Annotated in this window: 20 protein-coding genes; 8 read left to right on the top strand and 12 right to left on the bottom strand. The window is 33.9% G+C overall.

Annotation, left to right across the window (positions count from 1 at the left end; translation table 11 throughout):
- Positions 1-47: 47 nt before the first annotated feature.
- The 3 genes from ACFSC2_RS17365 to ACFSC2_RS17355 all read left to right on the top strand — a co-directional run bounded on the left by ACFSC2_RS17365 (position 48) and on the right by ACFSC2_RS17355 (position 3,657).
- Entirely contained in the window at positions 48-1,376 is a 1,329-nt protein-coding gene (locus tag ACFSC2_RS17365; RefSeq protein WP_379815602.1) for a sugar MFS transporter, read from the top strand.
- A gap of 152 nt (positions 1,377-1,528) precedes the next feature.
- Positions 1,529-2,575, top strand: a complete 1,047-nt coding sequence (locus ACFSC2_RS17360) for a sialidase family protein (RefSeq protein ID WP_379815601.1) — start codon at positions 1,529-1,531, stop codon at positions 2,573-2,575.
- Between the two features lie 128 nt (positions 2,576-2,703).
- Positions 2,704-3,657, top strand: a complete 954-nt coding sequence (locus ACFSC2_RS17355) for a M20/M25/M40 family metallo-hydrolase (protein ID WP_379815600.1) — start codon at positions 2,704-2,706, stop codon at positions 3,655-3,657.
- 184 nt (positions 3,658-3,841) lie between these two features.
- Here ACFSC2_RS17355 and ACFSC2_RS17350 read toward each other — a convergent pair whose 3' ends face one another.
- Entirely contained in the window at positions 3,842-4,207 is a 366-nt protein-coding gene (locus ACFSC2_RS17350; RefSeq protein WP_379815599.1) for a winged helix-turn-helix transcriptional regulator, read from the bottom strand.
- An 84-nt stretch (positions 4,208-4,291) separates the two neighbouring features.
- Between ACFSC2_RS17350 and ACFSC2_RS17345 the strand changes: the two genes are divergently transcribed.
- Positions 4,292-5,167, top strand: a complete 876-nt coding sequence (locus ACFSC2_RS17345) for an NAD(P)H-binding protein (RefSeq protein WP_379815598.1) — start codon at positions 4,292-4,294, stop codon at positions 5,165-5,167.
- Positions 5,168-5,262: 95 nt separating this feature from the next.
- Here ACFSC2_RS17345 and ACFSC2_RS17340 read toward each other — a convergent pair whose 3' ends face one another.
- From ACFSC2_RS17340 to ACFSC2_RS17315, 6 genes are all read right to left on the bottom strand, one after another.
- Positions 5,263-6,600, bottom strand: coding sequence for a hypothetical protein (locus ACFSC2_RS17340; protein ID WP_379815597.1), 1,338 nt, complete (start codon positions 6,598-6,600; stop codon positions 5,263-5,265).
- 34 nt (positions 6,601-6,634) lie between these two features.
- Positions 6,635-9,028, bottom strand: coding sequence for a TonB-dependent receptor (locus ACFSC2_RS17335; protein WP_379815596.1), 2,394 nt, complete (start codon positions 9,026-9,028; stop codon positions 6,635-6,637).
- Between the two features lie 341 nt (positions 9,029-9,369).
- Complete coding sequence (locus tag ACFSC2_RS17330) at positions 9,370-10,377, bottom strand: FAD:protein FMN transferase (protein ID WP_379815595.1); 1,008 nt, start codon at positions 10,375-10,377, stop codon at positions 9,370-9,372.
- A gap of 261 nt (positions 10,378-10,638) precedes the next feature.
- A complete protein-coding gene (locus ACFSC2_RS17325; RefSeq protein ID WP_379815594.1) occupies positions 10,639-12,831 on the bottom strand; it encodes a PepSY domain-containing protein in 2,193 nt (730 codons plus the stop codon).
- Between the two features lie 210 nt (positions 12,832-13,041).
- Complete coding sequence (locus tag ACFSC2_RS17320; protein ID WP_379815593.1) at positions 13,042-13,524, bottom strand: DUF2271 domain-containing protein; 483 nt, start codon at positions 13,522-13,524, stop codon at positions 13,042-13,044.
- 115 nt (positions 13,525-13,639) lie between these two features.
- The gene (locus ACFSC2_RS17315) at positions 13,640-15,139 is read right to left on the bottom strand and encodes an ankyrin repeat domain-containing protein (RefSeq protein ID WP_379815592.1); all 1,500 of its coding nucleotides are present in this window, start codon (positions 15,137-15,139) and stop codon (positions 13,640-13,642) included.
- Between the two features lie 833 nt (positions 15,140-15,972).
- On the opposite strand from ACFSC2_RS17315, the gene ACFSC2_RS17310 reads away from it, so the two are divergent.
- Positions 15,973-16,947: a ribonucleotide-diphosphate reductase subunit beta gene (locus ACFSC2_RS17310; RefSeq protein ID WP_379815591.1), complete on the top strand. Its 975-nt coding sequence runs from the start codon at positions 15,973-15,975 to the stop codon at positions 16,945-16,947.
- Positions 16,948-16,965: 18 nt separating this feature from the next.
- On the top strand, positions 16,966-18,660 hold the full coding sequence (locus tag ACFSC2_RS17305) for a ribonucleoside-diphosphate reductase subunit alpha (protein WP_379815590.1): 1,695 nt from the start codon (positions 16,966-16,968) through the stop codon (positions 18,658-18,660).
- A gap of 404 nt (positions 18,661-19,064) precedes the next feature.
- Here the strand turns inward: ACFSC2_RS17305 and ACFSC2_RS17300 are convergent, their stop codons facing one another.
- On the bottom strand, positions 19,065-19,637 hold the full coding sequence (locus tag ACFSC2_RS17300) for a Crp/Fnr family transcriptional regulator (RefSeq protein ID WP_379815589.1): 573 nt from the start codon (positions 19,635-19,637) through the stop codon (positions 19,065-19,067).
- Complete coding sequence (gene ribB / locus ACFSC2_RS17295) at positions 19,638-20,300, bottom strand: 3,4-dihydroxy-2-butanone-4-phosphate synthase (protein ID WP_379815588.1); 663 nt, start codon at positions 20,298-20,300, stop codon at positions 19,638-19,640. It abuts the gene before it with no gap.
- Positions 20,301-20,488: 188 nt separating this feature from the next.
- On the opposite strand from ribB, the gene ACFSC2_RS17290 reads away from it, so the two are divergent.
- A complete protein-coding gene (locus tag ACFSC2_RS17290; RefSeq protein ID WP_379815587.1) occupies positions 20,489-22,090 on the top strand; it encodes a Na+/H+ antiporter in 1,602 nt (533 codons plus the stop codon).
- Between the two features lie 92 nt (positions 22,091-22,182).
- Here ACFSC2_RS17290 and ACFSC2_RS17285 read toward each other — a convergent pair whose 3' ends face one another.
- A complete protein-coding gene (locus ACFSC2_RS17285; RefSeq protein ID WP_379815586.1) occupies positions 22,183-22,626 on the bottom strand; it encodes a PaaI family thioesterase in 444 nt (147 codons plus the stop codon).
- 12 nt (positions 22,627-22,638) lie between these two features.
- Positions 22,639-23,406 (bottom strand): SDR family oxidoreductase, encoded by a 768-nt coding sequence (locus tag ACFSC2_RS17280; protein WP_379815585.1) that lies wholly within the window; start codon positions 23,404-23,406, stop codon positions 22,639-22,641.
- Positions 23,407-23,528: 122 nt separating this feature from the next.
- Between ACFSC2_RS17280 and ACFSC2_RS17275 the strand changes: the two genes are divergently transcribed.
- On the top strand, positions 23,529-23,942 hold the full coding sequence (locus ACFSC2_RS17275) for a winged helix-turn-helix transcriptional regulator (RefSeq protein ID WP_379815584.1): 414 nt from the start codon (positions 23,529-23,531) through the stop codon (positions 23,940-23,942).
- A 163-nt stretch (positions 23,943-24,105) separates the two neighbouring features.
- Here the strand turns inward: ACFSC2_RS17275 and ACFSC2_RS17270 are convergent, their stop codons facing one another.
- A complete protein-coding gene (locus ACFSC2_RS17270) occupies positions 24,106-25,878 on the bottom strand; it encodes a MutS-related protein (RefSeq protein WP_379815583.1) in 1,773 nt (590 codons plus the stop codon).
- Positions 25,879-25,886 lie beyond the last annotated feature (8 nt).

Raw genomic sequence — 25,886 nt, 5'->3', positions numbered from 1 at the left:
TTAAAATCGTCAAACAACACAAACATTAAATAAATTAAAAAAGAATAATGGCTGTTACAAATACCACAAAAACCTCACAAACCAAACCAACCTTAATACCAATTTTAATTATTGCCAGTCTGTTTTTTATTTTCGGATTTGTAACCTGGATCAATGGCGCATTGATTCCGTTTATGAAAACGATTAACGAATTAACCTCTGCGCAGTCTTTATTAGTGGCATCGGCGTCGTATATTTCTTTTGTGGTAATGGCGCTTCCAGCATCTTATATTTTAGCCAAAGTGGGTTACAAAAAAGGGATGTCTTTAGGATTATTCATCATGGGATTCGGCGCTTTAATTTTTATTCCCGCCGCAGAAGCCAGAACCTATTGGATGTTTTTAACCGGAATCTTTATCCAAGGTGCCGGAATGACTTTATTGCAAACCGCATCCAATCCGTATATTACTATTTTAGGACCGATAGAAAGTGCTGCGAAACGAATTTCGATTATGGGAATTTGTAATAAAATTGCAGGGGCATTAGGTTCACTTATTTTTGGCTCCATTTTATTATCTGGAATTGATGAAATTCAGGAAAAATTAAGCAAGGTGAGTGTTGACGAGAAAAACACTTTACTTAATAATATGGCTGATAGCGTTGTCGTACCGTATATTTCAATGGCTGTAGTTTTATTTGTTTTGGGATTATTAATTCTAAAAGCACCGCTTCCAAATGTTGAAGCAGCGCCGATAGAAGAAGCAGAAGGAGGAAAAACAGCAAAAACAAGTATCTTTCAATTCCCGCATCTTTGGCTTGGTGTATTAACGTTATTCATGTACGTTGGAGTTGAAGTAATCGCTGGTGACACGATCATAGCGTACGGAATCGCTTTAGGATTCCCTGCTGCCGACGCTAAATTCTTTACAACATTTACTCTATTAGCAATGGTGGCCACTTATGCATTAGGCGCATTTTTGATTCCGAAATATATTACTCAGGCATTAGCTTTAAGAGTTAGTGCTGTTTTAGGAATTCTTCTTTCGTTTTGTATTGTGTTTTCTACAGGATTTACCTCTGTATTGTTTGTTGCTGGTTTAGGTATTGCAAATGCATTGGTTTGGCCTGCTGTCTGGCCGTTAACGCTTAATGGTTTAGGTAAATTTACTAAAACCGGAGCAGCATTATTAGTAATGGCGATTTCTGGAGGAGCTGTGATTCCACCTTTGTACGGAAAATTTGTTGACGGAACAAAAGCGGATTTAGTCGCTCAGGGAATTTCAGAAATTAATGCAACGGCGACAGCATCAACAAAGGGATATTGGATTTTACTTCCTTGTTATGCCTTCATTCTTTATTATGCAGTTTCTGGACATAAAGTAGGATTAAAAAGTTAGGAGTTGAAAGTTATGGGTTGCGAGTTAGGAGTGGAACTTAAGCAGTAATTGTATTTATACAAAGAAAAAAATCCGTATAACCCGCGTCTTTACAAAGTAAATCAGTTTCATCCGCGTTACAACCCTTTCGAATTAAAAAAATAATAAAAAAAATGAATATAAAATTAAAAGCAACTGCAATCATTTTCACAGCATTTTTGTTTTCAAATAATGCAGTAAACGCACAAATGAAAGCAGTAAATATCGAAAGCAGTTACATAGCCGATCCGCCTGTTACGGCTGCGAGTCACGCTTCGACTTTAGTTGAACATAAACCAAACGAGATTTTAGCTGCTTGGTTTGGCGGAAAATACGAAGGAGCAAAAGACGTTGGAATCTATATTTCTTCTTATAAAGATAAAAAATGGTCAACACCAAAAGAATTGATTCAGCCTTTAATAAAAAACGGCGACACACTGCCTTGTTGGAATCCGGTTTTGTTTAAAAGTAAAAGCGAGAATCTGTATTTGTTTTATAAAGTTGGGAAAAATCCAAGAGAATGGTTTGGAGCCATGATGGTTTCTAAAGACAATGGAACGACTTGGGGAGAAGCAAAATACCTTCCAGAAGGATTTTTAGGCCCCATTCGAAATAAACCAATTGAAGTTACGTCTGGCGAAATTCTTTGCGGAAGCAGTACAGAAAGCGTTAAAACAGACGAATGGAGAGTTCACGTAGAAGTATATACCGAAGCAACTGATTCTTGGAAAAAGATAGAGGTAGAAAATGATAATAAATTAGATGTTATCCAACCGACATTTTTGGTTCATAATGCGAATGATATTCAAATGTTATCTCGAAGCAAACACAATAGAGTTGTCGCAAGCTGGTCGGGAGACAAAGGAAAAAGCTGGATTAGAACCAATACCATAAATGTAATTAATTCAAATTCGGGTATTGATGCCTTAACCGTAAATAAAAATCTGTTTTTGTTAGTGAATAATCCATTACCAATGGGAAAAGATTGGTTTAACGGAAGAAATATTTTGGACGTTGAATATTCTCAAGATGGTTTAAACTGGAAAAAACTTTTTGATCTCGAAAAACAAGAAAAAGGAGAATTCAGCTATCCGGCAATCATTCAAACCAGCGATAAAAAAGTACACGTTTTATATACTTACGATAGAAAATATATTAAACACACCACTTTTGATTTATAATCTTTGAGTGATGGTACGCGGATTTCTACGTATTTTTTCATTCTATTTTTTTTTAAATATCTGTATTAATCCGCGTCTTTGTAAAACAAATCCGTGTCATCAGCGTCCCATTCTATAGACATTACATTATGAAATTAAAACTCTCTATTATAGCTGTTTTTTGTTACTGCACTTTCGTGAATGCACAAATGGCGCAGACTTTTTATAAGCACGATAAATATCTATCATCTGATAAAATGGAAGGTCGTTTTCCGGGTACAAAGCAAAATAATGAAGCTGCAGATTACATCAGGAAACATTTCAAAAAATACGGCTTAAAAGAATTCAATAATAGTTATTACCAGCCTTTTAAAGTTTTTATAAAAGAAGGTATTAACAAAATGAAATCAGACAGTGTTGCCACACAAAATGTTGTTGGTTTTATTGAAGGTTCTGATGAAAAACTGAAAAATGAATTCATCGTAATCGGCGCACATTACGATCATTGGGGATGGGGCGGAAAAGAATCTGGAAGCAAAAAGAAAGACACTGTTGCGATTCATAACGGAGCCGATGATAATGCATCGGGCGTTTCGGCTTTATTGTGCATTTTAGAAGAAGTTTCGAAAATGAAAATCAAACCCAAAAGAAGCATCATTTTTATTTCATTCAGTGGAGAAGAAGAAGGTTTGATAGGTTCAAAATACTTTGTCAATCACCTTCCTGTAATAAAAGAAGCCGTAAAAGTCATGCTGAACATGGATATGGTTGGAAGATTAAATGCCGAAAAACAACTCTATATGGGCGGAGCAGGAACATTTCCCAATGGAGTAGAGTTAATGAAAAAACTAGGAGAAAACTCAGGATTAAATCCCGTTGTACACGCAGGAGACGTCGGCGGATCAGATCATGTTTCGTTTTACAAAGCATCAATTGCTGCAGTAGGTTTTCATACAGGCGGACATCCGCAGTATCACACACCCGAAGACGATATTGAATTAATCAATTTTGAAGGAGGCGCTTTGGTTTCAAAATATATTTTTAATGCCTTAACAGCAATAGCCAATTACGATGAAGATTTGGTATTCATCAAACAAAATTAAATTTTATTAGAATTAAATTTCACGCAGATTTAGTTAATAATCCTTTTTGATGAGCTTAAATCTAAATAAATCTGCGGGAAACAAAAAAAGATCTATGCGATAATTAAAATCCTTTTATTGGCGTCCTTATAACAAAAATATATTGAATTAGTTATTTGTTTGTTTTGAAGAAAGGCGGTGTCTATTAAATACTATAGATGCCGTCTTTTACTTTAAAAGCCCATGCAGCCATTGCATCAATAACAGGCATTAAACCAGTTCCTGCATCGCTTAATCGATACGTTACAAATGGCGGTACAACAGGTTTAGCTTCGCGAATAACCAAACCATCCGCTTCTAACTGTTTCAAATGCTGAATCAGCATTTTTTCTGTAACAGCCGGAATAGCTCTTTTTAATTCGCTGTAACGTTTGTCTCCCGTAGATAAATGATACAAAATAATCGGTTTCCAATAGCCTCCAATTTTTTCCATAACAAAAGTTACAGGACATTTTTCTAAGGCATACTGCTTGTTTTCCTGAATCGTAGAAGTTTCTTTAATCGCTGTCATAGTTACATACTTTAGGGTAAGTACTTGTATAAAAGTAAGTACAAATATACCTTTGTCTTGTTAATAAAAAAAAAACATTTAAAGATGAAAATTATAATTTCAGGTTCATTAGGAAACATAGGAAAGCCTCTAACGGCACAATTAGTACAATCTGGTCATGATGTGACTGTAATAAGCAGTAATGCAGATAAAAAAACAGCAATCGAAAATTTGGGAGCAAAAGCAGCAATTGGTTCTGTAAGCGATGCCGATTTTCTTTCTAAAACTTTTGAAGGAGCAGATGCACTTTTTGCAATGACACCTCCAAATATGGGCGGACAAAACATTATCAAAAATACTGTGGAAGCAGGTAACGCTTTCGCGAAAGCCATCCAGAAAACCAACATACAAAGAATAGTAATGTTAAGCAGTATTGGAGCCGATTTAGAAGGCGGAAACGGTCCAATCGCAGGATTACATCAAATTGAAAAATTATATCAAAATTTAGACGCTTCTGTTACTTTCCTAAGAGCGGGTTATTTCTACATTAATTTCTTCAATGATATTCCGATGATAAAAGGAGCGGGGATTATGGGAGCTAATTTTCCAGATTCATTACAAATTCCGTTAGTGCATCCAGAAGATATTGCTTTGGCAGCTGCTGAAGAATTACAAAAAGCACAGGAAGGAAAAAACATTCGTTACATTATCAGTGATGTTAAAACGCCGTCTGAAATTGTAAAAGCATTTGGAACAGCAATTGCAAAACCAGAACTTCCGTGGGTTGAATTTACAGACGAACAATCTTTAGGAGGTATGATTCAAGCTGGCTTACCAGAAGAAATGGCTAATTTGTATGCCGAAATGGGAGCAGGTTTAAGAAGCGGAAAAATTGGTGCCGATTTCTTAAGTAATAATTTTCCTGTTGATGGAAAAATTAAATTAGAAGATTTTGCAAAAGAATTTGCTTCTAAATTTTAAATAAAAAAAAACAATCCGCTCACTAATTCAGAGCGGATTGTCAATTTAAAAAAAAACTCAAGGATTCTTACAGCGAATCAAGCTGTAAATTATTTTTAGAATACTCCGATGTAGTGGTTTCCTGGCTTGTTAACCAATTTAGCACCTTTTGTAACAGCGCCTGTAGGAATATCAATTACATAAATGTTTCCATCTTTTCCAACTGGAGTAACAGCGATGTAGAATTCATTTCCGTCAACTACAAAACCTTGGTACTGGCCAAAATTCAAATCAGTATCGTATGCAATTCCTTCTACTTTTTGAGCTGTTTTAGCATTTAAATCCAATCTTGCTACAAAACCTTGATCGTTAGCACCTTCGTAAGTATAAACTGCATAAGCGATTCCGTTTCCAGCATATCTCCAAGCATCAATATAAGAACCTTTAACACCAAGAGCAGTATCTAAACTAAACACATAAGAATTGTCATATTCATTGCTTTGGTTGATTTTTAAGATATAAGAACCTTTTTGTGTATCTCTTTGTGTAGCTTGGTAAATGTTTCCGTCATTAGCTACAAAACTGTTGAAACTTCTGTAACCGCTAGTATCACCAAAACCAACAGTTGAAGTAATTACTTTTGGATTTTGTAATGAAGGATAATCAACTACAACAGATTTAGAACCTAAACGAGTAAATGCACTTTCGTTTGCACCAGTCGCTGGATTTGTTTTACGCATCCAAGTTCCGATAATTAATTTATCTCCTGCTTTGTTTAAAGTCGGAGCATCTAAACGGAAAATATGGTGACCTAGAATTTCTTCAGCATCTGTCAAAGGAATTTCATATTGTCTGTAATCTGAAATTTCTGATTTTTGAAGATCTAAGCTTAAAACTGTCGCAGAACCTCTTGTACGTTTGTATGTTTTTCCGTCAGCTTCAGTTACAATAAGCGGAGCTGTTACGTTTACGGCAACACCTGTTTTATCACCATCAAAAAGTTTTACCCATCTTGGAGATGTTCCTGCATACTGAGATATGTTTACTGTAGTTGCAGATTTTACAAAATTCTTCGCTCCATTAACTTTATAAGTCATGAATTCGCCTCCGTTTGTACCTGTATAAGTAATATTGAAAAGCGTACTTCCGTCTACAGAAGACTGCAAACGTGCTGTTCTGTTTGATTGTACACCTTCACCATTATCAAAAACATTGATAGAAACATCGGGATTTTTAGCATCGGCTTTAGAAACAGAATAAATTCTTGTACCGCCGTTTCCGTCACCTGGATCTGTCTGCATTAACGCTCCCGCAACAGTAATCCAGCGTCCTTCAGTTACTGGGTTTACAGGATCTGCTTCTTTATTATTATCGTCACTGCTGCAGCTTGTAGTAAGTGCAAATGTGGTTAAAACCAATCCACATGCAAGTAGTTTAAAGGTACTTTTTTTCATATTTAAAGTCATTAAAAAATTAATTAATCAGTTACTAAAATTTATTGAGTGTATAATTTATCTTCAAAAAGAACGCTCTTCCTGGTTTCTGAACCGCAAAATTGTCGTAAACCTGCTGGTTAGTAATATTCTTAGCATCAAAACTGGCTATGAATTTTTTGTTCGGAAAAGTGTAGCTCAATCCCAAATCATGCGGAAATTGATTGGGAGTTCTGTCATCTTCGTTATTCAGCCAATTGGTATAAAAAGCACCAACATAACCAAAATTGTAAAACAGACTCAATTGTGAATTTTTCTGCAGTACATCTTTAAAATTGTATTGTACATTACCGTTTACAGTAAAAAATGGCTCATTCGGAAACCGTTTGTTGTAATTATCCAGCTGATTTCCGTTTTTATCATATTGATCCTTAGAACGAGAAGTAAACTGCGACATATTCATCGCGATAAACAATCTGTTTTTATGCGAATATTCTAAAGAAGCTTCATAACCAAGAGACTGTGCCTTCCCTAAATTGACAGAAGGTGCTACCTGCAGCGCTTCATTTAAACGAACACTAAATTGACGAGCGATTTTGTCCCTCGTATTTCTCCAGAAACCAGATCCGTTAAGACTAAATTTATGATCATTGATGATATAAGGACCAAATCGTAAACCAACGTTTAAGTTGTTGCTTTGTTCTGGTTTTAAAGAACTGTTGCTGCTTTGGTTTTCGCCTGGATTTCCGAAGATTTCATTTTCACTTGGAAGTCGGATCGCTTTTTCCGCAGAAAGCGAAAACAGTAACTTTGGAGTAATAAAATACGATGTCGCTAAACCATAACCGTAAAAAGTAGTATTGTTATTTTCTATATTTTCTACAATTGTAGTACCGCCATTACTTAAAACAGGTGTTATTTGCTCTGTTTTTTGATTGTAACGTTTTCCGAAAAGATTGGTTCTTAATCGAGAATTAAAAGCTTCTAATTCGTAAGCCAGCGATAAAATATTTTTTTGGAGATCTCTTTTTTGTTGAAAATCTCTTTCCAGTTGTGATTTCTTTTCGTCATAATCATCTCTATCGAAAGAATACAGCATCGTACTGAAAACAAATCTGTGGTTTTCGTTTAAAGTATAATTTAAACCCGCTCTTGTACTGAAAATTTTATTGTTAAGATGAAGAATTGTGGGTGCGCCTTGTTGTGCGCCGTTTGGAGTTAAGATAGGTTCTCCTCGAAGCCCTAAAGCTTTTTCGTTAAACCAAGTGTAATTCCATTTTACTGTATCGTTTACTACTTCGTTTCTTTGGCTGAAAACAGAATTCACTGTAAATTCCAGACCTTTTACAATAAAATCTTTTTTAGCATAATTTAAACTAAAAACCTGTGCATCAGATTCGGTAAACCTGCCTTTGTAAGGTTTAGACATCGATTGTCCGTGTTGAATTTCTTTATAATCGTCTGAAGCATTAAATCCAATTAAAAAGGAATCAGCCCAATTTACGTTGGTAAAACCAGCTTCGATTCTACCTCCGAAAGATCGATAAGCGTCTTCAAAACGTTTCGCTTTAATGAACACTTTTTGTCCGTTAGGAAGAATGTTGTAAGCAAATTTTCCCCAGATTTCGTAATCATTATCAGAATAATTATAGAAGCCTGAACCTTTTAAAGTAAAACCAGATTTATCTCTATAAGTCGTATTAAAATTGGTTTGAAAAGTATTAAATGATCCGTAAGAAATAGAAGCTGCCAAAGTATTTCTAGCACCTTTTTTCAATATTACATTAATTGCACCGCCCAATGCGTCATCGGCTAAATGCGCGGGAACAACGCCTTTGTAAACTTCGATGCGTTCTATTAATGCCGGCGGAATACTATTTAAATTAAAAGAAGAACCATAAGTAGAAATCGGAATTCCATCTATAAATATTCTGATAGCATTTCCTGTCATACCATTCAGATTATAGGTAACATTTGAGCCCAGTCCTCCGTTTTGCCTGATTCGAACACCAACAGATTGTCCTAATAATTCATTGGTTTGAATGTTTCTTTTAGCAGCTTCCTGCGTATCTATTACATTTACAGAAAATCCCTTTTCGGCAATTTCTTTTTTAACAGATTTCTTTTGAAGAACAACTTCTTTTAGAGATCTGGCGTCGTTACGCTGTAATGAAATATGAATTTCTAAAGTAGGTTTGTTTAGATGAATTTTTGTAGTTTTTGTCTGTGCTTCCATAGAAGAAGTTTCCAAAACATATTCGCCATAAGGAACACCTTTGATTTCAAAATGGCCGCTATCGTCTACGACTGCATATTTTTGAGTTCCTTTAATAGAAATCGTAGCGCCAAAAGCCAATTCGTTATGGCTGTAAGAAACTTTTCCAGAAATGGTTCCGGTTTGTGACCAGCTTGTAATAGTTATAAAAAATAGAAGTAAAAATAATCTCATGTTAGTCTGCGAATAAAAGTGCAGCAAACTTATGTGATTATTTAAATTTAATCTAAATAAAGCTATTAGAAGATTATTAGATTTACATTAGAGGTTTTAATGTTAAGAAAGGACTGTTTTTGAACCATATAAGTTATATAAGTTCATTTTAAGTTTACTTGGATTGCAGTATTTTTAACCGTAAAGAGCGCAAATAAAAACGCAAAGTTCGCAAAGTTTTATTGATAAAGCTTTGCGAACTTTGCGTTATTTAGATAGCTCTAAAATAAAAACTTAGCATTCTTTGCGGTTAAATAACCACAATTTTAAATGAACTTATATAACTTATATGGTTCAACCTTTTAAAATTTAGCCTTGAAATCTTTAATTTTAAAATTGGAAGATTTAACAACTTTCCCTTTATCCGTAATCATTAAACAACTGTATTGAGGGAATTTTTGAAGCAATATAAACCCCTCTTTCTGACCCAAAACGATAATTGAGGTACTCAATCCGTTGGCAGTTTCTGCGTTGGGACCAAAAACAGTCACGCTGCACAAACCCGTTGCAGGATATCCGGTGGACGGATTTATAATATGAGAATATCGTTTTCCGTTAAAAACAACAAATTTTTCATAACTGCCAGAAGTAGTAACCGCTTCTTGTTCTAGCGGAACCACTGCCAAAACCTTCTCTGGTTTAAACGGATTCGTAATTCCGATTTTCCAGAGAGAGCCATTCGGTTGTTTTCCCCAAGTACTCATATCACCAGAACCGTTTATAATTCCAGCGTTAATTCCCTGAGCGATCATCATGTCTCGGCATTTATCGGTTGCGTAGCCTTCGCCTAGAGCACCAAAACCAATTTTCATTCCTTTGATTTTTAGAAAAATAGTCGATTGAATACTATCAAGAATAATATTTTTATAACCCACTTTCTCTACCGATTTTTTTATGGCTTCCGCCGAAGGCATTTCAGTCATCGAGCCGTCAAATTTCCAAATACGATCCATTGCAGCAAAACTGATATCGAAACCGCCGTTTGTAATTTCAGATAATTTTAGGGCTCTTTGTGTCAATTCAAAAACTTCACGATCGACTTTTATGGGTTTTATTCCTGAATTCTGATTGACCTGAGAAACCTGCGAATCGGGTTTCCAATCGGAAATTAAATTCTCAATTCGAGAAATCTCGGCAATAACTTCTTCAATTTTCTGACTTGCCGTTGCCGAATCTTTTGCCACAATCGAAATGTCAAAACGACCGCCCATTAAAAGTGTTGTTTTCTTGCGTAAAACTTGGCAATTCGCTGAAAAGCAAAAAACAACAGTAAATAAAAATAAAAATTTATATGATTGTAATTTATTCATAAATCGAAAGTACAACTTAGCTCCAAAGGAGTAATATATATAGAAAATTAAGGTTGTCTGTTTCGCTCCGTAGGAGTGATATATTTATAGAAAATGATTCTTCCTAATTGTAAAAAGCTCCATAGGAGCGATATATTTCCAAAAATAATTAAAACCAAGATGACACGAATTCTATAGATTTCATACAAAAATCCATTTTTATCAGCGTCTTCGCGATAGCAAATCCGTATAATCCGCGTCTAAAATTATACAATTAGTATCTTAATAACAATCAGTCAAAATCTGGCCATTACGTTTGTATTCTGTAATGTTTTTAGAATTTGAAGTTAAACAAAGTTCTTCCAGAATATTTTCGACGTCGTTTTGCATTTGTAAAGAACCGCAAATCATAATCACACCGCCTTGATTTAATAAACGAATAAAAAATGCAGCATCGCGTTTAATCAAATCCATAACATAAATATGTTCCGCTTCACGCGAAAGCGCCACATGAAAATTCTCTAAATGCTCTTTCTGCATCATGATTCCGGCAAACTTCTGATAAGCCAAAAGTGTTGGTGTAACCATTCTAAAACCACTATATAAATGCAATTCAGATTTCACTTTATTTTGTTCGATCATTCCAAGGAAAGGAGCAATTCCCGTTCCGTTAGAAATAAAAGCCGCTTTTGTCGCTTTCTTCGGAAGATGAAAAGCTTTATTCTTAAGAATTCGTGCTTTTATCGTATCTCCAGGTTCTAATTTATTTAAATACCCAGAACCCAAACCAAACGGATGCAGTTTTACAACCAGCTGAATATTACCAGTATGTTTTCCAATAGAATAGAGGCGTTCGCGATTATCATTGGCAGGATAAACAGCCAATAAATCACCCGAAGTAAATTTGGTTCTGCTTCCCGCGCGTAAAGTCAGTAAAAAAGTATGCTCCGTTTCTGAAATAGGTGTTTTATCTAAAACCATCAATTTCTCTAATCCTTTTGGAACCTGATTGTAAACGGAAGGAGTAGTCGATAATAAAATCGGATTTTTAGAATTCCACAACTTAATCCATTCTACAAACTCTTCTGCCGATTTATCGTTTACGGTCTGCATGGGTAAAAAACGTTCTGCCCAAGTTTGATTTTCTAATAAAGTGTCAACTTTCTTTGCAAAACCACAAAAATCAGGATAAGCTTTCGAACCAAAACCAACTACAGAAAAATGAGTTTTGTGTTCCTGAGAATGTTTTTTAAGTATTGAAATAAATTTACTTCCGTTAGAAGGCGCGTCGCCTAAACCATGCGTAGAAGTAAAAACAATAATATGTTCGGCTTTTGGGAAAGTTTTAAAACGATTCAATTCGGCCAGAAATACTTTTTCTCCTGCTGCAATTAATTGTTTCTGAATAGCATTCGCAAAACGCAGCGAACTTCCGTTTTCAGAACCTGCCAATAAGATGTATTTACTTTCGGCAGCTTTGAATTTATTTTTAATTCGGCTTGCCCTTCTTTTTAAAGTAATAGCAAAACCAGAGTAAATAAAGAACAAAATATTAATGCATGCTAAACCTAAAATAACTGCCCAAATCGGATTAATTCTTCCGGTATGAAGATCCAGACTCAAAGCGGCTATTTGCGTTCTAAAAGGCGAAAGTTTTTCAGAAGTTACCAATCCGGTTCCTTGATTCACTTCGACTTCACGGTCTTTTAATTCAATAATAAAATATTCTTCGGGATCGTCTGTAAAAGGGAATTCAATTTTTTTAACATCACTTAGAAGCGTGTTTTTAAAGAAATTCTCTTTATTATTTTTGGCCAAATCTGCTTGAGACGTTTTTATTTCTTTTACTTTTTCGTCTTTTGGCATAAAGAAATTAAATCTTTCTAAAGACAAATAAATTCCTGTAACTGCAATCGCTAAAATCGGAATCAAAGCGATTCTTCCTAAAACAACATGGTAATATTGAGCAAAATATTCTTTGATCACTTTTGAAAAGAAATTTCGAATGCCTTGCTGTCTTTTTAAAACCAAAACAAAACCCGAAATTGCAATAAGAAATAAAAGAAAGGAAATTACACCAACAAAAAAACGCCCTGCTTCATGAAGAAACAAAGAGCGATGCAGACTGGTAATCCACTGAATAAATTCACTTTTCTTTACGGGCGTTCCTAACGCTTTTCCTGTTTTAGGATCGATGTAGGCGTTTATATCATTTCCTTCTTCATCAAGTGCTTTAAGCGTCACAAACTGATTGTAATCGACACTTAATTCGGTAATTTCTAGATAGTTTTTTTTGAGAACCGGCAGGGTTTCTCCCAAAGTCAATTTATCAAAATCGGCACTTTTGTACGGAAGTGTTTTTTCCTGTACCGCATCGTAAGACAGAATAATTCCTGTTACCGAAGCTAAAATCAAAAAAAGAGAAGAAAACAAGGCAAGGGCCAAGTGTGTGTAACGCCAAAAAGAAAGAGTCATGTAATGTATTCTATAAATGTAATCGTAATATATTTAAGTATTTACGAAATGGATGAAATTTATTTTAACACATAGATACATATATTTTAAATTTAAAAAAAGATCTTAAAAAAGAAACTTGTTTCTCTCACATAGTCTCAACTATTTTAATTTAAATAAGTGAAACGCCTTTTAAGCATTCTGAAACTATGTATCTACGTGTTTAAATAATTATATTTTAATAAGTTTTACATATTTAATGTAACCTTTTCCGTCTGATTTATCTGCTAAACCTTCTGTTGTTAACGGCACTTCAAGATCGCTTACATAATATTTCTGGTCTTCAACAGCCGACTCAAAACGTAATTTGTATCCTTTATTGATTTTAGAATTTTCAATTTCAAATGTAGTTACACTACGATCGCCTCCAGTTACAGAAGCACCTGTTTTAGCACTGATATCTTCCGCTTTTTGAGTGTGAAATTTATTCCATTCTTTCAGAGATTTGTACCATTTTTTGTCATCGCCCATTACATATAATGTTTTTTCATATTCGCCATTTGCATTGATTAGTGAAACAACGATATAAGCACCTTCTCCCATATAATTGTTCATTTGCAGCATGCATTTGTATTTGCTTGACTGCGCATTAGAATTAAAAGAAAGTAAAAAGATAAAAGCGCTTGTAAGGGTAATTTTTAATATAGATTTCATGTAATTAGATTTGTATGGATTGTTGTTTTAAATTCCAATATTTAAATTCCAAATTCCAAACACCAAATGTAAAGTTTGGAATTTGGAATTTCAAATGTTGGTTATTATTATTTCGTTATTTTAAAAACTCAACTGAGATATTATTTTTTGTAAGCACATTATTTTCTTTTGCTAAAGCATAAGCCGTTTCGTCAAACTCCGTGCTGATGTCTTTTTTCGCTCCAGCGCTCACTAAATATTTTAAGATTGAATCATCTTTAGAAGTCATTGCAGCTCTGTGCAAAGCCGTTAAACCATCTTTGTTTTTAGCATTTACATCTACTTTTAAATCAGTGATTTTTTGAAGAAGTACAACATCGTTTTTAGTGATAGCTAAATGATATAATGTGTTTCCATCTTTTTGAGCTGCTGCTAAATTCAATCCTTTATCTTGTAAAAGTTTTGCTTTTGCATCAAACGGATCTTGTTTTGGAGTTTCGCCTCTTTCTCTTCCAGCCGGACGATACGATTGTACCAAATAAACACCTAAATTATTTCCGTCTTTATCTTTTACATTTACATCAGCACCTTTAGCCAAAAGTAAACTTACCGCTTCAGGAGTTCCGTATTGAACCGCTTTTGTCAAAGCCGATTCGCCTTTTAAATTTTGAACGTTTAGATTTTTAGCTTTCGGAATAAATAATTCTAAAACCGCAGTTTCTCTAGCCGAAGCAGCAGCCATAACCGGAGTATTTCCTTCTTTATCTGCTTTGTTTACATCTACACCTTTGTCTAAGAAATATTTAATAATTTCTGTCTGATTTGGTTTTCCAGCTAAAATGTGCAATACATTTTGACCCGCTTTATTTTGAGCAGTAGGTTTCAATTTTGCTTCTTCAACCAAATACTTATAAGTTTCCAAAGTATTCGTTTCTCTACGGCTTCCTTGTGCAGCAATTAAAAGTGCTTCGTCAGTTGGTTTGATCCCTTTTTCAAGTAGTTTTTTCAAAAGGGCAATATTTCCAGATCTTGCAGCGTAGGTAAAAGCTGTATTTCCGTTAGCGTCAACATCTTTTAGAGACATTCCTTTAGTAGAAAAATATTCTGCTGCTTTTAAATCTTTGTCAGAAGCAATTGCTAAAAGCAAAAGGTTAGCACCATTATTGTACTTTTTAGTCGGATTTACACCTGCTTTAAAAAAGGCTTCATACATCGCAGGGTTTGATTGTCCGTTTGAAGCAGCGAAATCTGCAGGCGCAGTTCCGTGGCTGTCTTCAAAATTTATATCAGAACCTTTAGTAATAAGATATTGTACTAATTCGGTATTTCCTCTATAAGCAGCCCAGTGTAAATAAATACGATTATCGTGGGTTAATTTTGTGATTGAATTTCCTGGCTGATCAATTAAAAATTTGATGGTTTCTACAGGTGCATCGTTATTGATTGCTAATGTAGTAACGTCAAAAGCATTTACATTGGCTTCAGAAGGATTATTTCCTTTTGCAATTTCAGCTTTAACAGTTTCAGTATTAGGAGAAGTTTTCCAGAAAGCGGCGTCTAAAAGTGTATTTTTTTGCTGTGCACTCACAAATAGAGTAGTGGCAAATGCAAAAGAAACAAGTAGATTCTTTTTCATATTGAAATGTAATTTATGGTTGTTTAGAATAATCTATTTTTCGGAATTATTTTTCGTCTATTTAGAATAAATAAAAATAAAGCAAATGTAGAGATTAATATTTTTAAACCAACAACTATTTGCAGTAAAAAGCCATTTTTGATTGATATTTGCTCAATTTTAAGAATCACTTAAGCTCATTTTAATTTTTCTTTAATGTTATGTGGCTGCTTATTTTTAGAAAATGGATTTTATACCAAAAGTATATTTGGAGAAATGAATATCGAATGAAAATTTTTTTTTGAAGACGTTTTTTGATCTAAAATTGACGTCGTTAAATTTTAACTGTTAAAGTTGATTTAAATCATTAGTTTATTAAAATGAATTATTTTAGATTTTACTCGATTTCATGTAAGTTGTTGTTATAAAATATGTTGTAAGTATTTTTTGAACGAATTAAAAAATCTATTTAGAATCATTATTAATAATTAGACGTTTTTTTCCTCTCAAAAAAAGGTTTAAAAATCGATTAAAAAAAAAGCATTGTTGATAACTTGTTTTCTGACTCATTCCAAAATCGGTACTTTTTGGAGTTGATAACTTAACGAAGATGATATAGAAACTGCTAGTTCAATGCAAATTACAAAATGCTCGCGAGCTGTTGATAAAAATTCTGCACCTTCATTTTTTTCGAGTTTTCAAACTGTTGATAATTGAGCAGATTTTTAACAACAAAAACTAGACAAGAGAATTTATGCGACTTAAATTTGTATAAATAGAAAAACAAGCTGCCACTTCCCCAAATTCAGTATTCGGTTTTCTATCTTAAAAAAGTCACTTAAAATTCTATATATATGTCCATTTTCGATAAACGAATCAACTATAAACCTTTCGAATATCCTGAGGTTCTGCAATTTACTGAAGCCATTAACAAAGCATACTGGGTTCATACAGAGGTAGATTTTACTGCCGATACACAAGACTTTCACGCTCATTTAAACACAGCAGAAAAGACAGCAATCAAAAACAGTCTTTTGGCGATTGCACAGATTGAGGTAGCCGTAAAAAGTTTTTGGGGTAATATATATGAGCATTTTCCAAAACCAGAATTCAACGGATTGGGAACTACTTTTGCAGAATGTGAATTCAGACATTCTGAAGCGTATTCTCGTTTGTTGGAAGTTTTAGGATATAATGACGAATTTGAAAGATTATTAGACGTTCCCGTGGTTCGCAGACGTGTAGATTATCTTTCGAATGTTTTAAAAGATACCAAATCTCAGGACAATCAGAAATATATGGTTTCGCTGATTTTGTTTAGTATTTTGATTGAAAATGTTTCTTTATTTAGTCAGTTTGCCATTTTATTGTCTTTCACAAGATTCAAAGGATATATGAAAAATGTGAGCAATATTATTGCTTGGACTTCTATCGATGAGCAAATTCACGCGAATGGCGGTATTTATATCATTAATAAAATCCGTGAAGAATTTCCAGAGTATTTTAATGCTGAAACTTTAGAATTAATTAGAACTACAGTAAAAGAGTCTATTAGTGTTGAAGCCGATATTTTGGACTGGATTTTTGAAGACGGTGCAATCGAAACGATAAACAAAGAAGATTTGGTAAACTTTATGAAATTTAGAATTGACGAAAGTTTAAAACAAATCAATATCGAAACAATCTTTAATGTTTCGCCAGATGATTACAGTAAAATGACTTGGTTTGAAGAAGAAGTTTTTGCGAACAGCTTAGATGATTTCTTTGCAAAACGTCCTGTAGAATATACAAAACACGATAAGAGTATTACAGCAAACGACCTTTTTTAATACACGCCCATACAAAATATGAATACGATAGACACAAACCCAGCAGAAAATTTAGACGCACAAACAGAAGGAAAAATGTGGTGGAAAAACTCTGAAAGTGAGCAGATCTTAAACCGTGGTTACCTTTTAAAAGGTGAAACGGTAGAAGGAGCCATTGACAGAATTTGTACGGCCGCAGCAAAAAGACTTTACAAACCAGAATTGAAAGAGTCTTTTATGGAAATGATCGAAAGAGGCTGGATGAGTATCAGTTCACCGGTTTGGGCCAATATGGGAACAGAACGCGGTTTACCAATTTCTTGTTTTAATGTGCACGTTCCAGATAAGATTGAAGGAATTACACATAAATTGGGTGAAGTTATCATGCAGACTAAAATTGGCGGGGGAACTTCTGGTTATTTTGGAGAATTACGTGAGCGCGGAAGTGCGGTAACTGATAACGGAAAGAGCAGTGGAGCGGTAAGTTTCATGAAGCTTTTTGATACTGCAATGGATACGATTTCACAAGGCGGTGTACGCCGCGGGGCGTTTGCAGCTTATCTTGATGTAGATCACCCAGATATCGAAGAGTTTTTGAAAATTAAAAGTATCGGAAACCCAATTCAGAACTTGTTTACAGGGATTTGTGTACCAGATTACTGGATGCAGGAAATGATTGATGGTGATGCTGAAAAAAGACAAATTTGGGCAAAAGTTTTAGAAAGTCGTCAGCAAAAAGGATTGCCTTATATTTTCTTTAGTGATAACGTAAATAAAAACAAACCACAAGTATATAAAGATCAAAATCTTCGAATTAACGCAAGTAATTTGTGCAGCGAGATTATGCTTCCTTCAACAGCCGATGAATCTTTTATCTGCTGTCTTTCTTCTATGAATTTAGAATTGTATGAAGAATGGAAAGATACAGAAGCAGTAAAACTAGCCATCTTTTTCTTAGATGCTGTTTTACAGGAATTCATCGAAAAAACAGAGGGCAATTATTATCTTTCTGCAGCGAATAAATTTGCTAAAAGACACCGCGCACTAGGTTTAGGCGTTTTAGGATGGCATTCTTACCTGCAAAAAAATATGATTCCGTTTGAAGGAATGGAAGCGAAAATGAAGACTACAGAAATTTTCAAACATATCAGCGATAAAGCCGATAAAGCAAGTCAGGAATTGGCTAGAATTTACGGCGAACCAGAATTGTTAAAAGGTTACGGAAGACGTAATACCACAACAATGGCAATTGCTCCAACAACTTCTTCTTCTGCAATTTTAGGACAAACTTCACCAGGAATTGAACCTTTCAGCAGTAATTACTATAAAGCGGGATTGAGTAAAGGTAATTTTATGCGTAAAAATAAATACCTTAAAAAACTCCTTGAAGAAAAAGGTTTGGATAACGAAGAAGTTTGGAGAGGAATTATGCTTAATGGAGGAAGCGTACAGCATATGGAACAACTGACTCAGCAAGAAAAAGATGTTTTTAAAACTTTTAAAGAAATCAGTCAGTTAGAAATTGTACAGCAGGCAGGAATTCGTCAGAAATTTGTAGATCAGGGACAAAGTTTAAATCTTAATATTCCAGCAGAATTGGCAATTAAAGATGTAAACCGTTTAATGATCGAAGCTTGGCAGCAAGGTGTAAAAAGTTTGTACTACCAAAGAAGCCAGAGTGTTTCTAAAGAATTGGTTACAAGTCTTGTTTCTTGTAGCAGCTGTGAATCATAAAAATCATAAAGCCGAATCTAATTTAAGATTCGGCTTTTTTATTTAAAATGCGTTAAAAGGTTTCATGCCTCTGCAAGTAACTCTGCAAAGTTTTTTTGCCACAGCTCGAGCGATAGCGAACAGGCGAAGCAATTACACAAATTTTCGCGAATTAAATAAGTATGAATTGCCTCCAGCTTTAGCTGGAGGTAAAAGAAAGTAAGAAGGACTGGGCTTTAGCCAAACTTTGAATTTGGCTAAAGCCTTTTACAACTTAAACCAAAAACCTCCAGCTAAAGCTGGAGGCAATTCATATTAAAATAATGATTTGATTAAATTTGTGAATTGCTTCGCCTGTTCGCTATCGCTCGAGCCATGGCTAAAAAAACTTAGAATCTCAGCGACTTAGAAGCTAAAAAAAAAACTTAAACCTTAGACTTCAATCGGCTCAAAGTTTCCTGAGAAATATTAATATAAGAAGCCACAATTTTATTCGGAAGTCGTTTCACAATCGCTGGATTTATTTTCAAAAGCTGATTGTATCTTTCCAAAGCATCCATAGTTGTAAAAGACATCAAACGATTGGCATTGTTGACATAAGCTTTCTCAAGATAATTACTGTAAAACTCACGCCATTGCGGAATAATTTTCATTAAATGATTAAAATCTTCATGTGAGATAGTCAGCAATTCTGATTTTTCAATGACTTGAACATTTTCTACAGAAGGCATTTTAGTAATAAAACTAACCAGAGCTGTTGCAAATTGATTTTCAAAAGCAATATATCTTGTAACATCTTTTCCTTCTTCATTAATAAAAAAGATTCGAAGACAGCCTTTTGCAACAAAAAAAGTTTCATGACTAATTTGTCCTTGGGCTAATAAAATCTCATTTTTATCCTTTTTGCTTAATTTGAAATAGGAGAGAATGGTTTCTAAATCTTCATCAGAAACATCAATGCTTTTTCGAATGGAATTGCCAAGCTGTTCGTATATCATTTATTTGTAATCTCTAACGAATTTGCGGTAATAGATAATATCTTCAATAGATAAAACTATCAAATTGTGTTCATGTGCAAAGCTAACGATTTTATCCAATTTTGCCATGCTGCCATCTTCGTTCATTAATTCGCAAAGAACAGCTTCGGGCTGTAAACCAGCCAATTTCATTAAATCAACACTTCCTTCTGTGTGGCCGTTTCTTCCTAAAACGCCATTGTCATTCGCTCTAAGCGGAAAAATATGTCCAGGCCGAGCTAAATCACTTGGTTTTGCATTGGGCGCTGCAGCTGTTTTAATAGTGGTAATTCGATCTTGGGCTGAAACTCCAGTTGTGACTCCGTTTTTGGCTTCAATGGTGATGGTAAATGGAGTCTGAAAACTACTCGTATTTTCTTTTACCATATACGGAAGATTTAGCGAATCAGCTTTATCATTGGTTAAACAAAGACATACAATCCCGCTGCATTCGCGAATCATTAAAGCCATATTCTGAACATTTATATGTTGGGCAGAAAAGATAAGATCGCCTTCATTTTCTCGATTTTCATCATCGGTTACCAGAACTCCTTTACCGTTTTTAAGTTCTTCTAATGCATTTTCAACACGTTCTTTACTGGTTAGTCCAAATTGCACTAACGGACTTATTTCTGTACTTATCATTTTGATATATTTTAAACTTATTTGGAATAGACGAAACAGCAAATCTAAATTTGTTTGAAATGAAAAAGTTTGATATAAGTCAATAAATGCTAATGTGCTTTTTTTAATGTTATTCTAATTTAGTTGCCATAAAATAGTAATTTAGTGCCCGAATTTATAATCCAAAATCAATAAATACCAACCAGTAAATGGAGAATATTACCGTAATTATAATGCTGCTTTTTGGCGTTGCATTTCTTAGTCTTGTTAGTAAAAGATATAATTTCCCAATTCCGATTGTTCTTGTTTTATGTGGTGTTGTAATTAGTGTTGTTCCCGGACTTCCTGTAATTGCTTTGAGTCCCGAAATAGTATTCATTATATTTTTACCGCCGCTTTTGTACCACGCAGCGTGGCATACCAGCTGGTCAGATTTTAAACAGACCATTCGTCCGATTACTTTAGCGGCCGTTGGTTTGGTTTTCTTTACAACAGGATTGGTCGCTGTTGTCGCACATTGGCTTATTGATGATATTTCTTGGCCGTTAGCTTTTTTACTTGGCGCTATTGTTTCACCGCCCGATGCGGTTTCTGCCACAGCGATTACAAAAGGTTTAGGGCTTAATCCAAGATTAATTGCTATTCTAGAAGGGGAAAGTTTGGTAAATGATGCAAGCGGACTTGTTGCTTATAAATACGCTCTTACAGCCATTACAGCCGGAAATTTTGTTTTATGGCAGGCAGGATTAAATTTTGTTCTAATGTCGGTTCTCGGTATCGCTATAGGTCTGGCAGTTGGTTACATCATGTATTACATTCATAAAAGATTTGTTTGCGATGATATTATTGAGGTAACACTTACTTTATTAACGCCATTTGCTTCTTATTTACTTGCAGAGCATTTTGAAGGTTCTGGAGTTTTGGCTGTAGTAGCCACAGGACTTTTCTTAGCAGCAAGATCGGGAACTATTTTTTCTCATGAAAGCCGAATTATGACCAATACGATTTGGGATGTCTTAAATAATATTCTGAACGGATTGATTTTTATTTTAATCGGACTTCAATTAAGACAAATCATAGAAGGGATTAGTAATTACTCTGGAAATTCATTATTTATCTGGGGAGCTGTAATAAGTGTTGTGGTTATTTTGGTACGTTTTTTATGGGTTGTCCCAGCTACGATTATTCCAAGAATGCTTAGTAAAAAGATTCGCGAAAAGGAAGAATTCGATTATCGTAATATGATCATTTTTGGATGGTCTGGAATGCGCGGTGTAGTTTCTATGGCTGCCGCTTTGGCACTTCCGTTAATGCTGAACAAAACAGAAGAATTTCCGCTTCGTAATTTAATTATTTATCTTGTTTTCTGCGTGATTCTTTCCACTTTAGTGATTCAGGGACTTACGCTTCCGTGGCTTATAAAGAAGCTGAAAATTGAACGTTATTCCATTTTAGCAGAAGAATATGATATTCGAAATAAGATCGTTTCTCAAACAATTGCTCATATCGAGGATAATTTTTCTTTATTAGATGATGAGTTACTGCACAATATTAAAAGCAAATATGAAGTAAAGTTTAACCGACTTCAAAAAACGGAACTTCCTGCTAACTTTTTTGGAAATGGAAAAGTATTAGGCGGACAGATTTTTAATGAGTTTACCAAAATTCAAATTGATTTGCTAAATGTCGAAAGAGCCAAATTAGAATCAATGCATAAATTTGATTCGGTAAACGAAGAAATCTTCCGTAAAATTGAAAAAGAATTGGATTTGGAAGAAACACGTTTGTGGATGGAAATGTATGAAGAATAAATTTTTTAATACCAATTTATAAATGCCAAATTCCAAAATAAAGCTTTGTCAAAATTTTAAACTTTGACAAAGCTTTTTTCTTTTTAGATGTTTTAGCTCGGAATCTTCACGTCGCTTAAAGCTAAATTGGCGCTGGCTTGCGCAACAATTTTAGAAGTATTTTTATTGATAATCTCAGCTTTGATGTTGATGATCGTTTTACCTAATTTTTCCACTTTTGTTTTTGCAATAACGGTATGTCCTTCAAACGCAGGATTAAAATAATCAATATATAAGTTAATGGTTGGATAGAATTTCTCCAAACCTAAAACCATAAAATTAACGCCGATACAGTCGTCAATAATTCCAGCTGTAACACCTCCGTGAAGCATCCCGACTGGATTTGTCATTTCTTTTCTGATTTCAAATTCAAATTCGACGGCTTTTTCTTCAACCGAAATTACTTTCCCGTTCAGCCAATGTGCAAAAGGAGAAGGACTTCCTGTGAAATGTTTTCCAATAAAACTTTGAAGAAATTGTAATCTTGTATTTTCCATTTTTAATTGAATTTAAGAAGCGAGTTTAAGTGAATTTTTAATTGGATTAATCAGTTTGTAAGCTGTTTTTGGGAAAAATCGGCTCAAGAAATATACTACTTTGGTATCTCCTACACGTACAGTATATTTATTTTTGTGAATGCTGTCGATCAAAGCTTTTACGAGCGTTTCTGGACTTATTGTTTTAGCGTCAATTCCTTTTGCCATTTCGGTTGCAACCAAGGGCGGAAGTAACTCAAATACTTTTACAGAAGTTTTCGCGATTTCTAAATGATTTCGAAGTGAAGCGGTGTAGAAACGCAAAGCTGCTTTTGTAGCCGAATAAGTAGGAGCGAGGTTTGACGGAACATAACTTAAAATGGAAGTCGTATTGATGATCGCACTTTCGCTTCGGTTTTGCAGCATATTTAGAAATAAATTATTCAATCTTACAATTGCCAGATAATTGATATTCATTTCGTAAGCTGCCATATCCGTTATTTTATCGTTTGGTTTAGCCAAATTATTAGTCGGATTAGAAACGCCGGCATTATTATATAAAATGTCAATGCCACCCAAAGATTCTATCTGATTATAAAGTTTTTGAGCATCTTCTGGATTAGAAACGTCGTTTTGAATTGCAGTAATTTGTGGATATAATTTCTTTGCTAAATCTAGTTTTTCCTGATTTCTACCTGTGATAATTACTTTCGCACCTTCGTTTAAAAATTGTTTAGCAGATTCTAAACCTATTCCTGACGCACCGCCAGTGATCAATATTGTTTTTCCTTTTAAGTTCATTTTGTGTGATTTTAAAGTCTATAGTTTGTTTTGTTTAATAGTATTAAGTAAATTTGCTTGCATTTTGCAAGTACAAAGATATTAATTACTTGCAAAAAGCAAGTGGTTTTTAAAATTATTTTATGGCAGGTTCAAAAAAAAGATCGTTGTGCCCAATAAGCACATCGTTAGAAATATGGGGAGATAAGTGGTCGTTGTTGATTATCAGGGATTTGATGTTTCAAAAACAATGTACATATGGCGATTTTTTAAAATCACCAGAAAAGATTGCGACAAACATTCTGACAAGCAGACTTTTGACTTTAGAAGAAAATGATATCATCGTAAAACTGGAACATCCAGAAAGTAAAGCAAAAGTTTTATACCAATTAACAGAAAAAGGAATAGAATTGTTTCCGGTATTAATCGAGGTAAGTTTATGGGCAGAGAAATATTATGAAATTCCCGAAGACAGAAAATTAGTTCTTGAAAAAGCAAAGAAGAATAAGGCTGCTTTTATTGAAAAAGGAATAAAAAAGATGAAGGAAGAGTTGTAAATCTGAATTGTTTTTTGCCACGAATTTCACAAATTTTCACAAATTTTATCTGTATTAAACTAAAAAACAATTTGTGAAAATTTGTGAAATTTGCGGTTAAAAAATTTAAAATCTAAATTCTAAAATCTATATTCTAAAATCTACACTCTAAAATCTAAAATTCTTAAATAACCCCCATTTTCTGCATTAAAAAAGTAGCACTTTTATTTTTACAAATTCCATTTCTTAGTTTGTAATCAAAATGTAAATCGTTGTTTTGGATTTCGACTTCGAAACATTGATTGATTAAAACATCTGGATATTCATTCGTAGTTAAGCAGACTTCGATGTCATGCGTTGCGATTGCACCGATAGCTTTTTTAGCAATTACCTTTTTGACGACCTCAATTGTTCCATTTCTTTTATCATCGGAATTTGTGCCTCTTAAAATCTCATCTAATAAAACAAAAGCAGGCTGATTTTCAAGAGCTTCCATGATCTGTTTTAAACGTTTTATTTCAGCAAAAAAGTACGATTCGCTATCCGATAAAGAATCAGATAATCGCATTGAAACTAAAACTGGAAGTGGATGTAGCTTAGCTTCTGTAGCACAAACAACTGAACCGATTCCACCAAGTACCATATTGATTCCCAAGCTTCTTAAAAAGGTGCTTTTTCCCGACATGTTAGAACCAGTCAAAATCACGAAAGACTGTGGGTAAAATTGCGTGTCATTTCCGATTCTTGTCGCGGGATTTAGCAATGGGTGACTTAGATTTTTAAACTCAATTTTATAATCAGAATTGATTTCAGGGAAAACAAAATCCTCGTTGTTATAAGCCAAGTTGGCAAGACTATCCAGTGTTTCTATTTCACCAATGATATCCATCCAATTAGATATTTCAGAAGCATAATTTTCTTTCCATTTCAAAAGTGCTCTTAGAACATGCAGATTAAATAAAAACGTTCCGTTAAATAGTGTCGCGGTAACAAAATTATTTATCGTATCCATTCTGGAAAACAGTTCAGAAAGTTGCTTTAAGTGTTGACTTGCTTTAATACTTTTGAAAGTAAGATGGTGCTGTAATTCTACTAATTTTTTGGATTGAAAAGTTTCATTTTCTATTTTTTCAATTAATAAGCCATAATGTTTAATAATCTTATCGATATTATCTGCCTTGGCAATTTCTGATTGAATTCTTTTTACTGCTCTTCCTAAAACTATTAAATTGGCAATAAAAATATAAGTAACATACGAAAGAATAATCGCTTTTGAAGTAATAAAATATGCAGCTACAAATCCGAAAAATAAAACTGGAAGTATAATTGAAAGTGAAACTAAAACTTTAGATAAAGGATCATTTTTAAAAGATATCCAGTTCTTTATAGCTTCATAAGAAGATTTTGAATCATCACTTAAAATGGATAAAGCTTGAAATTCTTGTCTCCAGTTTAATTTATTTTTTAATTCCTTAATGGCTTCCTGATTTTCTAAAATTGAAGTTTCGGGAAGTGTTTGTAATAATGTTTCTGCTAATGTTTTTTTACCAATAAAAGAGGCAGTTCTATTTAAGTTTTGAAATAAAGAATGTTCTCCAAAAATATCTAAATCGTAAGCATAGGGGTGATGAAAATCGATGAATTCAACTCCATTTTCAAACGGAGTTTTTTCCCTTTTTAAGAAAGTGATTTCGTTTTTGTTAATCTTTAGAAGCGTTTCTGCAAAGAGTCTTTGAAAAGATATTTTGGAATGAATTCTCATTAAAATAATAAAACCAACAAAGGACAGTACAGCAAGAATAATAAAAAGTATTTCGCTTGTTTTGATGTAGTAAAACATGAAAAACAGAAATAGAGAAATACTTAATAACCTCAAAAGGCTTATGCTGTTGTATTTTTTGTTGGTTTTTTGATATAGTTCTGAATACTCTGTAACGTTGTCTAAATATGCTTTCATTGTAATTA

It is taken from the genome of Flavobacterium artemisiae (assembly GCF_042678225.1).
GTDB classification, from domain to species: Bacteria; Bacteroidota; Bacteroidia; order Flavobacteriales; family Flavobacteriaceae; genus Flavobacterium; species Flavobacterium artemisiae.
The sequence above is the reverse complement of the archived record's forward strand: the minus strand, read 5'-3'. Positions and strand labels throughout refer to the sequence as shown.